Annotated in this window: 12 protein-coding genes; 5 read left to right on the top strand and 7 right to left on the bottom strand. The window is 50.2% G+C overall.

Annotated elements, in window-relative coordinates:
- The first annotated feature begins 158 nt into the window (after positions 1-158).
- From INF29_RS05375 to sleB, 5 genes are all read left to right on the top strand, one after another.
- Positions 159-1,616 (top strand): spore germination protein, encoded by a 1,458-nt coding sequence (locus INF29_RS05375; protein WP_242949181.1) that lies wholly within the window; start codon positions 159-161, stop codon positions 1,614-1,616.
- Entirely contained in the window at positions 1,616-2,728 is a 1,113-nt protein-coding gene (locus INF29_RS05370; RefSeq protein WP_193485109.1) for a GerAB/ArcD/ProY family transporter, read from the top strand. The genes INF29_RS05375 and INF29_RS05370 overlap by 1 nt, the downstream gene beginning before the upstream one ends.
- Complete coding sequence (locus tag INF29_RS05365) at positions 2,715-3,785, top strand: Ger(x)C family spore germination protein (protein WP_193485107.1); 1,071 nt, start codon at positions 2,715-2,717, stop codon at positions 3,783-3,785. The genes INF29_RS05370 and INF29_RS05365 overlap by 14 nt, the downstream gene beginning before the upstream one ends.
- A 70-nt stretch (positions 3,786-3,855) precedes the next feature.
- Positions 3,856-4,524: a stage II sporulation protein R gene (spoIIR, locus tag INF29_RS05360; protein WP_193485104.1), complete on the top strand. Its 669-nt coding sequence runs from the start codon at positions 3,856-3,858 to the stop codon at positions 4,522-4,524.
- Positions 4,525-4,575: 51 nt separating this feature from the next.
- Entirely contained in the window at positions 4,576-5,259 is a 684-nt protein-coding gene (gene sleB, locus INF29_RS05355; RefSeq protein ID WP_330391053.1) for a spore cortex-lytic enzyme, read from the top strand.
- A 45-nt stretch (positions 5,260-5,304) separates the two neighbouring features.
- On the opposite strand, the gene INF29_RS05350 is transcribed toward sleB, so the two are convergent.
- The 7 genes from INF29_RS05350 to INF29_RS05320 form a co-directional block, all read right to left on the bottom strand.
- On the bottom strand, positions 5,305-5,610 hold the full coding sequence (locus tag INF29_RS05350) for a DUF1294 domain-containing protein (RefSeq protein WP_193485102.1): 306 nt from the start codon (positions 5,608-5,610) through the stop codon (positions 5,305-5,307).
- Position 5,611: 1 nt separating this feature from the next.
- Positions 5,612-6,004, bottom strand: a complete 393-nt coding sequence (locus INF29_RS05345) for a methylglyoxal synthase (RefSeq protein ID WP_072848806.1) — start codon at positions 6,002-6,004, stop codon at positions 5,612-5,614.
- Entirely contained in the window at positions 6,001-7,149 is a 1,149-nt protein-coding gene (gene rodA, locus INF29_RS05340) for a rod shape-determining protein RodA (protein ID WP_072848808.1), read from the bottom strand. The genes INF29_RS05345 and rodA overlap by 4 nt, the downstream gene beginning before the upstream one ends.
- Before the next feature lie 98 nt (positions 7,150-7,247).
- Positions 7,248-7,535, bottom strand: coding sequence for a cell division topological specificity factor MinE (minE, locus tag INF29_RS05335; protein ID WP_022255757.1), 288 nt, complete (start codon positions 7,533-7,535; stop codon positions 7,248-7,250).
- Positions 7,536-7,562: 27 nt separating this feature from the next.
- Positions 7,563-8,360, bottom strand: a complete 798-nt coding sequence (gene minD / locus INF29_RS05330) for a septum site-determining protein MinD (RefSeq protein WP_072848810.1) — start codon at positions 8,358-8,360, stop codon at positions 7,563-7,565.
- 182 nt (positions 8,361-8,542) lie between these two features.
- The gene (gene minC / locus INF29_RS05325) at positions 8,543-9,175 is read right to left on the bottom strand and encodes a septum site-determining protein MinC (protein ID WP_072848812.1); all 633 of its coding nucleotides are present in this window, start codon (positions 9,173-9,175) and stop codon (positions 8,543-8,545) included.
- Between the two features lie 19 nt (positions 9,176-9,194).
- On the bottom strand, positions 9,195-12,035 hold the full coding sequence (locus INF29_RS05320; protein WP_193485100.1) for a penicillin-binding transpeptidase domain-containing protein: 2,841 nt from the start codon (positions 12,033-12,035) through the stop codon (positions 9,195-9,197).
- Position 12,036: the final 1 nt, after the last annotated feature.

Genomic DNA, 12,036 nt, shown 5'->3' with positions numbered 1-12,036 from the left:
ATCCTTTGTGATCATAAGGATTTTGGCTTTCTTGCTTTATGCAGATTTTATTTGTTATGTTTTCTGAATGGGATATTGCTTTTTGCGTCTTTTTGGAAAAAAGGTATAATCCGCCTGCCTTTCAGCAAGACTATAGGAAAAAGGCAGGTGAGCGGATTTTGGAAATCGGGAAAAATCTGGCGGCAAACCGAGCTGCCATGAAAGAATTGTTTGCCGACTGCGGAGATATTGTGTTCCGTGATTTTGCGGCAGCAGAAGGCCAGGGACAGCTGTTTCTGGTCTATGTGGATAATATGGTAAACACCACCGCTGTGGAAGATGCCATCATGACCAACATCATGAACCGCTGTCATGACACAGAAACGGAAGAACGGCTTTTGGGGCTTATGGAAAGCGTCATTGCCAATCGTGATGTGCAGCAGGTGGATACCATTGAAAAAGCCGCTGCTGGGGTACTGGCAGGGGATACAGTGATTTTTATGGAGGGGAGCTCTTTTGCCTTGCAGGCGTCTACGAGGGGCTATCCCAACCGTGGCGTGGGACATACGGAAACAGAAGTGGTGGTACAGGGTCCCAAGGACGCTTTTACGGAGCTTCTGGCATTCAATCTGGTGCTTATCCGCAGAAGGATACAGGATACACGGCTGAAAGTGGTGCGTACCAAAGCTGGCAGCCGCACAAAGACCGACGTTGCCCTTATGTATTTTTCTGATCTGGTGCGACCGGAAATTCTGCGGCAGGCAAAACGTCAGCTGGAACGTCTCAGAACAGACAGTATTCTGGACTGCGGCTCTTTGGAACAGCTTTTGGAAAAACGGCAGTTCTCGCCCTTTCCCCAATTACAAATGACAGAACGCCCGGATAAAGCGGCGGCGGCACTGCTGGAGGGACGTGTGGTGCTGGTGGTGGATAATACGCCTTTTGTGATTCTGCTGCCGGTGACACTGAATCTGTTCTTCCAGGCAGCAGAGGATTATTATGACCGCTGGGAGATTATGAGCCTCATCCGTTTTATGCGGTATGTGGCAGCTTTTGTGGCAGTGGCATTGCCGGGGCTGTATTTGGCGCTGACGGTGTATCATCCAGAGCTTTTGCCTACGTCTTTGGCATTGAAAATTGCTACAACCAGACAGAGTATCCCTTTTTCTGTGGCGGTGGAGGTCATTTCCATGGAGTTGGCTTTTGAATTGCTCCGGGAAGCAGGGGTGCGTCTGCCTTCACCCGTCAGTGCCACCATTGGTATTGTGGGTGGCATCATCATCGGTTCGGCGGCAGTGGATGCAGGTCTGGTGAGTCCGGCGGTGGTCATTATCTCCGCTTTGACGGGAATCTGTTCCTTTGTCATTCCCAATATCTCTGTGGTTTCCGGTCTGCGGCTGAGCAAATATCTGGTGATCTTCCTTTCTTCCGCATTGGGGCTGTATGGCTTCTGGGCAGGCATCCTTTTGCTGGTGGTGCATCTGGCTGGGCTTTCTTCTTACGGGATTCCTTATCTTTATCCCTTCTGCTCCGCTTCCGTGAACCACTATCGTGATTTGGAGGACAGCCTGTTCCGCCTGCCATTGCCATGGCTGAAACGGCAGTCCATTTTCATGAAGAAAAGGGGGGAACGCTGATGTTTTCCGATAACCATAAAATTTCCCTGCGGCAGATGCAGGCGCTGTTCTGTTTTTATTTTCTGGGAACGGCATCTCTGTTTTTGCCTGCGGAATTGGCAGAGGGAAGCGGCAGAGCCTGCTGGCTGGTGATGCTGATCGGCGGTCTGCTGGCGGCGTTTTTCTCTCTGGTGCTGACTCTTTTGGGCAAAAAAGAGCCTACATGGACGGTGGTGGAATGGCTGCGCAATACCTTCGGTGGTGTACTGGGCAGTGTGCTGGCGGTGTTTATCGCCGGAAAAATCGCTGTGGATGCCATGCTGGAAGTCCGTATTTTTACGGAAATCCTCCGCAGCACCATGCTGCCCCATACGCCCCTGTGGCTGATGGTAGGCACTTTGCTGGCGTTATCCGCCTTTGGTGTGGCAAGAGGCATCGAAGGGCAGGCAAGGGGAGCGGAAATCCTGTTTTTCTTTGTATTTCCTCCTTTTGTACTGCTGTTGTTTGCCGTTGGTCTGACGGCTGGAGAGGCTTATTTCCTGCCGGTAGAACTGCCGAAGCTGGATGGACTCCGTCGGGGAGCGGCTTATGTGCAGCCCTTGTTTCAGGCAATGATATTCCTGCTGTTTCTGCCGCCTTTTCTGGAAAAACCGGAAAAAGGGCAGAAAAGCCTTTTTGCTGTCTGCCTGCTGACTACATTTCTCATGACGGCGGCAACTTTTCTTTGCCTGACGGTCTATGGAGCGGAATCCCTGTCCCATAAGATTTTCCCTACGGTACAGGTCATGGAGCGTGTGCGGTTTTCTGGCATTTTTCTGGGCAGACAGGACATCCTCCTGCTTTGGTTCTGGATGGTTTCCGCCTTTCTCTATGTGTCTGGAGTGCTGTTTTTCGGCAGTGTTTGCTGTGTACGTCTGTGCCGACAGACAGGACAGGGACGGCGGTACTGGCTGCTGTTGTGGGTGCCTTTGCTGTTTATCGGTGCCATGATTCCCCAGGACTTGGCAGCGGCTTATGATTTCCGCAACAAAATACAGCCTATCTTCAGCGCCCTTACAACGGCGCTCCTGCCTCTTTTGGTTTTAGGCGTAAGGATAGTCAAAGAAAGGGGGAAACGTCGTGAAACAGCTTAAATTTGCCCTCATAGCCCTATTGCCGCTGCTTTTGACAGGATGTTGGGATGGCAGAGACCCAGAGGATAGGGCTTACGTCATCACCATGGGCATTGATAAAGGAGAAGATGGCTTGCTGGTGACCTTTGCCCCTGCCAAGACCACCGAAGGAAATGCCCAAAGCGTATATCGGGTAAAGGGGGACACCCTGACGGCAGCCGTGGCAGACGCCGACAGCCGCAGTTCCCGGGAGGTCTATTTGGGACAGCTGCGGACGGTGGTATTCGGCAAAAGCCTATTGGCAGACAAAGCAGCCTTTGAAGCGGTTCTGGAAGAATTGGAGCGTGGCAATGCTCTCTCGGAAAAAGTCATGGTGCTGGGCACGGAAAACGCCGCGGATGCCTGTGTGAATGCCATTGCGGAGGCGGACAGCTCTACGGGGTTGTTCCTCTGGGATTTTTATAAGAATACCGCCCAGGAGGTGGCTGTGACCCGTGGCATGGATTTGGATATGCTCCTGACAGAATTGGGTGAGCAGGGCGGCAGTACGGTTCTGCCCCGTATAGAAAAGACGGAGGAAGGGCTTTCTTTGGACGGCGGCATTGCTTTGGCAGATGGAGCCTATGCTTTTTCATTGCCTGCGGCGGAAGAACAGGCACATCTGCTTTTGCTGGGGGAAGGCAGCGGTGCCGTCATCCAAGGCAACTGGAATGGAACGGTATTGCCTTTGGAAATCCGAAAGGACAAAGTTTCTTTTGATTTTGCCAAAACAGCGGAAGGGCTTTCCTGTCAGGTCAATGTGAAGGTTTCCGGTGCCCTCACAGGCAGCGGCGGACAATCCCTGCTGGACGGAAATACCAGACGGGAACTGGAAAATTTTTTCGGGGACATCATAAAAACAGATTTGGAAAATACAATAAAAAGAGCGAAAGAAACCACCGCCGGGGATGTGTTTGGTCTTTGGGCAGAGTGTCAGCGGCAGGCGCCGGAAGTGGCAAAGTTAGGCGAAAACTGGCAGGATTTGCAGGTCTTGGTGGACTGTGAAGTGAAATTGCAGGATACAGGACGCACCAGATAAAGAGAAGGTATAAAATCCCAAAAACAGGGTCATACTCTCTCCATCAAAAGAGAAAAAAGGGTGGGAGAGCATGAAAACATTGGTTTTATGGGCTTTGCGTGTGCAGGCCTTTTGGAAAAAAGAGTGGAAATATGGGGTGACAGCCCTTGTGGGGGGCGTTTTGGTCTGTGTCCTCTGGTCTGGGGTTTATGCGGCAAATATCCAGCGGGGCATTGCCGATGGCGTGGTGCGGTTTCATGTGCTGGCAAACAGTGATACCACAGCAGACCAGAATCTGAAGCTGGACGTGCGGGACGCAGTCCTTGCTTCTTTTGGGGAAAAGCTGGAAGTCTGTACCTCAAAAGGGGAGAGCATGGCACTTTTGGCAGCATACAAAGAAGAAATCTGTCAGACAGCGGCGGCGGAAATCGCCAGACAGGGGTATGATTATCCCGTTTCCGTATCTCTGGTGCAGGAGGATTTCCCCGAAAAGACTTATGGAAATCTGGTGTTTCCCGCTGGGGTTTATGATGCGGTGCGCATTGAGATAGGAAAAGCCAAAGGGCATAACTGGTGGTGTGTCCTGTACCCCCAGATGTGTTATGTGGACGCCGCATGGGGAGAACCCACGGACGAAGGGCGGGAAAGATTGCAGGAAAATCTGACACCAGAGGAATACGCAGTGGTTTCCGCGGCGGAACAGACCAACAAGGCACCGAAAATCAAGCTGAAAATCGTGGAAATATGGCAGGGGGACTAAAAAAGGGAAGGAGCGCAGGCAATGGGGCAAAAAGGCAGGAGAAAATGTGTTTTGGTATGTTTGCTGGCACTTCTAGTGCTGGCGTGGGGCATGGTGGAGAAGGCAAGCCAGCCGGAGGCAGTGACTGTAACCCAATTGGTTTCCTGGGGTACCCGTGGGAATTTGGTGCGCCAAACCCAGGAGAAACTCCGACAGCTGGGGTATTATCCAGACACGCCCGACGGCATTTACGGCACCAAAACATATGAAGCCATTCGCAAGTTTCAAGCGGATAACGGCTTGAAAGTGGACGGCATTGCCGGCAGCGACACCCTGTCCCGTCTGGGTATTTCCATTGGCACCGGCACCAGCGGCGTAGGAGAAACAGGCACCGATGATTATGATGAGGATTTGTATCTCTTGGCATCTATCATCCATGGGGAAGCCCGTGGGGAACCTTACGAAGGTCAGGTAGCAGTGGGTGCAGTGGTGCTGAATCGGGTGGCAAGTCCCGACTTCCCTAACACCATTGCAGAGGTCATTTACCAGCCCGGTGCTTTCGATGCGGTGGAGGATAAGCAGTTTTACCTGACCCCCAACGAAACGGCGCTGAACGCTGCCAGAGATGCTCTCAACGGCTGGGACCCCACCAATGGTGCCCTGTATTATTGGAATCCTGTCACAGCCACCAGCCGCTGGATTTGGAGTATCCCCATCACCACCACCATCGGCAGACATGTTTTCGGCGTAAAATAAAAAAAGCACGGTATCTTCTTAGAGAAGTACCGTGTTTTCGATTTTTCATGCTGTAAAAGCGAATGTACTCATCAGCAGCCAGCACAGGAAAATGTGCATGGCAGCTGTTAAGCCATAAGCTACATAAAAAGAAATATGTTTTGTTTTGTGGTGCTGTGTAAACATGCCAACAAAGCCCCCGATGCTGCCCCCTAAAATGGCCATCAGGAACAATGTTTTTTCAGGCACCCGCCGTCTGCCGCGAATGGCACGTTTTTTATCCAGGGCCATGGCGCAAAACAGCGCGATATTGATGATGAGGTAATACCCTGTGATAATCCAGAAGGGTACGGGGTGAAAGGTAAACTGCATGTTATCTCACCACGTTTCTCCAGTCCAGATCGCCTCTGTCCAGCGCCAGCAGCAGCACTTCCGCTGTTGCCAGATTGGTCGCAACGGGAATGTTGTGGGTGTCGCACAGGCGGAACAGGTTGCTGTATTCTTCGTAAGACTGGTGAGAAGCGGGGTCACGCAGGAAGATCATCACGTCCAGATCGTTGTTGATGATCTGCGCGCCAAGCTGTTCAGAACCCCCCAGCTGCCCAGCCAGATATTTATGCACATTCAAATTTGCAGCTTCACTTACCAAACGACCTGTGGTAGCTGTTGCGTAAAGCTCATGTTTGCACAGGATATGACGGTAAGCGATGCAAAGGTTTTCCATTAGTTTTTTCTTATTGTCGTCCGCAATCAATGCGATATTCATAATAAACCCCCCTCGAATAATGATCTGGTTTCTTTTTTTCGAATATTCAGTACCAGTCCAAGTGCCACCATGTTTGTCCACATGGAGCTGCCCCCGTAGCTGACAAAGGGCAGGGACATGCCGGTATTGGGCACGATGCCCGTTGCAACGCCGGCGTTAACGAAGGTCTGGAAGGCAAACATGCCTGCCACACCCACCACAATGAGCTGGCTGAATGTATCTCTCGTAGATAATGCTATAATGATACAACGAAATACCACAAAGAGCAATAGCCCTAATGTAAATATACAACCCAAAAATCCAAATTCCTCCCCAATTACAGAAAAAATAAAATCATTATGGGGTTCCGGCAGATAACTGAGCTGGTTCAAAGTGCCTTGGAACAAGCCTTTGCCTGTGAGCTGACCGGAGCCGATGGCATTGATGGATTTTTCTGTCTGGTAATAGAGGTCAGGGTTTGCTGTGGGGTCTACGAAGGACAGGATACGGTTGAACTGGTGGGGTTCAAAGATCTTGTCCATGATCAGGGGATTTTCCCGGCTGACGTCAAAGAGGATAAAAGCAATGAGCGGCACAGCCACAATGGCTACATTCCGCACCCAGATGATATCGATGCCTGCCACGAATACCAGAATACAGAAGATGGCTACCAGTACCAGACTGGCGGAAAGGGCAGGCTGCTTCAGTACCAGCAGGATGGGGATGCCGGCGATGACGCAAAGCTTCAGGAAGAAATCCAGCCGGTTCATTTTTGACTGATGCAGGGAAATGAACTTGGCTAAGAAGAAAATCATCATGACTTTGGCAAACTCTGACGGCTGAATGGTCAAAGGACCAATGGCAATCCAACGTGTCGCGCCGTTGGACTCGTTCCCCAGCACAAATACCGCTAACAGCAGTACGATGTTGATGAAATAAATGGGGATATAATATTGTGAAAAATATTCGTAGTCTACATTGGCTGCCACCACCATCAGTCCAAGACCGATGATGAAAAAGACAATCTGTTTATAGACTTCGGAAGTTCCTTCTCCCAGATTGAAGTGCAGGGCGCTGGCGATGCAGATGATGCCGAAAACGGCAAGGATGCATACGGCGCCGATGAGATACCAATCCAGGTTTTGGAGCCATTTTTTGCTTTGCATAGGCTACCTCCAGAGGTTGGTTTTATAATACAGCAAAGCCGGTTGAAGCATGAGTCTGGCTCAGGTTCCCCGGCTTTGTTTTTTTGTGTTTGTTTCAATTAGTCCTGGTTGACTTTGCGCATGCTCTTAATGGGAATATTGGCATACAGTACAGGAACGGTACCGTTCTTGTCATCAGATTCGGTCTGGGTGATCTGGATATCCAGTTCTTCATCGTCGATTTCCATGTAGTTGGAGATGACTTTGATGATGTCTGTTTTCAGCATTTCCAGTACCTGAGAGGAGCAGTTGACGCGGTCGTGTACCAGCACCAGTTTCAGTCTGTCTTTTGCCACACTGCCGGAAGGCGGTGCGGATTTTTTCTTAAAAAAGCTAAAGAAATCCATCGTGACACTCCTTTCCAAACCTGGGGATTAACGGCGGAACAGCTTTTTCAGCTTATCCATAAATGTTTCCGGTTCTTCCTCGAAGGTCATCAGAGGTACATCTTCGCCCATGATGCGGCGTACGATGTTGCGGTAAGCCTGTCCTGCGCGGGATTCTTCGTTGCTGACAGCGGGTTCCCCTTTGTTGGTTGCGATAACGATGGTTTCGTCATCGGGAACCACGCCCAGAATATCCACGGCAAGGATCTCTGTTACGTCTTCAATGTTCATCATTTCGCCGCGTTTTACCAGATCGATACGCAGGCGGTTTACGATGAGGGTAGGGTTGTTCAGACCATTTGCTTCCAAGAGACCAATGATACGGTCAGCGTCACGAACAGCAGATACTTCCGGTGTGGTGACTACAACGGCACGGTCAGCGCCGGCAATGGCATTTTTGAACCCCTGTTCGATGCCGGCAGGGCAGTCGATGAGGATATAGTCAAATCCTTCTTCTTTCAGGTTTTCGCACAGTTTCTGCATCTGTTCAGGAGAAACTGCGTCTTTGTCCCGTGTCTGCGCCGCAGGCAGCAGGAACAGACCTTCATAACGTTTATCTTTGATGAGCGCCTGTTTCAGACGGCAGTTGCCTTCTACCACATCTACCAGATCGTATACAATGCGGTTTTCCAGCCCCATGACAACGTCCAGATTACGCAGACCGATATCTGCGTCTACCAAAGCGACCTTTTTGCCCTGAATGGCAAGACCGCAGCCAAGGTTTGCACTGGTGGTGGTTTTCCCAACGCCGCCTTTGCCGCTGGTGATTACAATTACTTCACTCATGGATCATATCCCCCTAGTTTTTTACTTAAATCGAATATGGTTCCTGTCAAAGCGACAGGGACAGGCAAAAGAGCCTCAAATCTCTTTGCCCATACGAAAATATCATATATATCTGTATTTTAACAAATATATCCTGAATTTGCACGAAAATTTTTTAGCAAAAAGTAATTTGTTTTCCCAAATTACGACAAAGCCATGACGAAAATCTGACCGTCTTTGACGAAAGCGTATTCGGGCGGCTTGGGACCGTGTTTGTTTTCTTCAGGAAAACGTGTGATGATGTCCGCAATGCGCAGCTGTACCGGCGCCATGTAAACGGCAGTGACAAAAGCGTCTGTCATGCCTTTGCAGCCAGCATGTGCCATGCCTTTGAGCTGACCCAGAACGATGATGTTGCCTGTGGCTTTGATTTCCGCACCTGGATTTACATCGCCGACCACCACAACGCTGCCGTCGAATTCGATTTTCTGACCGTTGCGCAGAGAGCCTCTGTGGAATTTGGTCAGGTTGAATGCGCGGATGTCTTTTTCCAGCAGTTCAGAAATCTGCTTCAGTTCGTTGTTTTCTGTTTTCACGAATGTGATGCGCATGGTGGTGCGTTCTGCGATGATCTGCAGCAGTTTTTCTTCCTCCTCCTCGGTGAAGCTTCTGCCTTTGAAGGCCAGAGATGTTTTCACATTATCGAAGAATTTCCCTGCTTCTTCTACTTTCTGTTCCAATTGTGTGCAAAGTTCCTCAAAAGGAACGTCCGGCTGAAACAGTACCGTTACGCCGTCCTTGGTTCCTTTGAAGATGACATAGTTTTCCTGATTCATAGTTCCCCTCCTGAAAATATTACTGATCCAATACGGTTTTCATATTGGTGTTTGTCGGTGTGTAATCCAGTCCCAGATATTCCGTGATGATGGCAGATGCAACCTTTGGCGCGGGAGAACCGTAGTTCTCGGCAAAGGGGATCATGACGGTGATGGCGATCTGGGGGTCTTCGTAAGGCGCGAAGCATACCAGCCATGTATGGGAGCTGCGGGACAGGTCTTCCTGAGCGGTACCTGTCTTTGCTGCCACCGTGACGGGCAGATCTTTGAAGGCGGTACGCATGGTACCTTTTTCGCCGTTGGCAACCAGATACATCCCTTCGTAAACGGCTGCCAGATTTTCTTCCTTCAGATCCATCTGGTTTTCGATGACTTCGTCTTTTTCTTCGTATATGGTGCCGTCGGGGTTGACCACTTTGTCCACCAGATGATACTGGTACAATGTGCCGCCGTTTGCCAGTGTGGCAATGTAGCGGTTCATCTGGGCAGGTGTGTAGCTGTTGATGGACTGACCGATGAAGGCACGGATGGTATCCCCGTCTGTCCAGCGAGTCTGGCTGCTGGTAGCGTCGGGGTTATATGTTTTGATGGTACGTTCCTTGTAGTAAGGAGATGCCATAGTAGGACCGTATTCTTCCAGTTCAATGCCGGTGACAGAGTTCAGACCGAAGCCTGCCATGTATTCGTTCAGTGTGGCAATGGACTGGGCTGTGGTGCCGTTTTCCGCGTTGCCCATGCGGTAACCCAGTTCATAGAAGAAGTAGTTACAGGACACTTCCAAAGCGTGTGCAACATTGATGGAGCCATGGGTACCGCCGTTATTGCTGTAGATCCAGCAGCGCGCCCAGGGAGTACCGGCGTCTTTGAATACCCCTTTGTCCGTGATGACGGTGGAAGGGGTGATGGTGCCGGTTTCCAGACCAGCCATAGCGGAAACCATTTTGAATGTGGAACCGGGCGCTTTTTTCTGTTTCAGCGGACGGTTAACCAAAGGTGTATTGGTGTCTTCCAGCAGCTGGTTATAGTAGCTGTTGTTGAAGGTATTGACCAGCTGGTTGTTGTCATAAGAAGGATAGGTTACCAGTGCCAGCACCTGACCGCTGTCTACTTCAGAAACCACCACAGACCCGGTACAAGGGTCAAGGGCAGTGTCAGCGGGGCTCATTTCGCCGCTTTCCAGTTTACGGATGACGAAGGAGGAAGGGGACAGAGAACCGTTTTTCACAGCTTCTGTTTCTTCCGGTGTGGCAGGCACTCTTTCCTGCTCGATCATGCAGATCAGCAGTTCCTGAGCGGAAACATTGCCGTTTGTGAGCCCATCAGCCAGGAAGGTCTGGAGGATTTCCACTGCGTTTTCGTTGTCCACGGAGAAATCAGGGACAGAAGCCTTGCAGCGGTCTACCAGTGATTTTTGTACCGTTCCTTCCTGTGCGGAAAGCATCAGGGAAGAAGAAATATGGTTGGCATTGACCATAGTGGTGAAAAGTTCCGTGGTGGAAATACCGTATTTCCCGCCGGAAGAGAGGCGGTTGAGCAGTACATCCCGCAAAGCGTTTTCCAAAGAAGTGTAAGCAATGGACTGCAGTTCACTGTCAATGGTCAGGTAAACATCTTTGCCGGGGATGGGGTCTGTGGAGCTGATGGTGCTCATACGGCGGCCTTCTTTGTCGACTTCAATGGTGATCTTGCCGTCGGTGCCGTTCAGATCCTGCTCGTAGAGCTTTTCGATACCAGCCTGACCGACAATATCTGTGGAGCTGTAAACAGGATTGCCTTCTGCGTCGACGATGTCCTGATACAAAGCGATGTCAGACTCGGTCATCTGGCGGATATAGCCGATGATTTGTGAGAAATGTTCCCCGTTGGGGTATTCTCGCAGAGAAACGGTACTGATGACCACATTGGGGAATACATCCTGATTTTCTTCTACATAAGCCAGTGTTTTGTCACTGATTTCTGTGGCAATGGTCACAGACTGATATTTCTGATACCGCACTTCGTAAAGGGAATTACGGATGCCCACGGCTTTTCTCACCAGATCGTCAGGCAGGTATTCGGGGAAGCCGAAGAAGTCCCGCAGATAATCCAGTGTTTCCAGAGAATCATAGGAAAGCTGTTCATCCTCCATAAGGAAGGAAAGCTTCCAGTTTTCTTCTTTTGTCTTGCTGCCGCCGAACTGGAAGGAATAAGGATATTCCGTATCCAGCGGAATGTCATCAATGATAGTTTCGCCGAATTCCGTCAGCTTCTGCGCCAGTGTCAGACACATGAGGCTCTTGTCGGAAAGGGTCAGGTCGTAGTAGACATACATGCGTTTTTGCGCAGTGGTGTAGTCTTCGGGCACCTCATACTTTTCGTAGAGATAATTCAGACATTCGTCAGCAGTATAATCCATTTGTTTCCGATCCAGACCGATTTCTGTTTTCCATGCTTCTTCCGCTTCTTCCTGTTCTTTTTCATCCCCTTCAAAGGTGAATGTGGCAGGGGTAGATTTGGAAATAGGCAGGGCGTCATTGGCTTCTGTGCCGGAAGCAAAGAGGGTATCCAGCAGGTCACGAATCAGGTCTGCGCGGTAAGCAGTCAGATCCGGTGTGATGCTGTCGTCAATCTGTACGGAATAAGCCACTTTGTTTACTGCCAGTGGTCTGCCGTAGCGGTCGTAGATGTTGCCGCGGGGTGCGGGCACGTTGACCTCCTTGGATACGCTGGTGAGCAGTGACTCATTGTATTCCTTCCCGTTGACGATCTGCAAAAGAAACAGACGGACGAGCAATATGAAAAAAAGCAGACAAATCCCGCACAATACGACAAATATTCTGCTTTTGCATAGATCTAAAAAATGTTCCCAATATTTACGCATA

The organism is Anaerotignum lactatifermentans (assembly GCF_014982935.1).
Lineage (GTDB): Bacteria > Bacillota > Clostridia > Lachnospirales > Anaerotignaceae > Anaerotignum > Anaerotignum lactatifermentans.
Note: the sequence above shows the minus strand (reverse complement) of the source record. Positions and strands in the feature narration are given on the sequence as shown.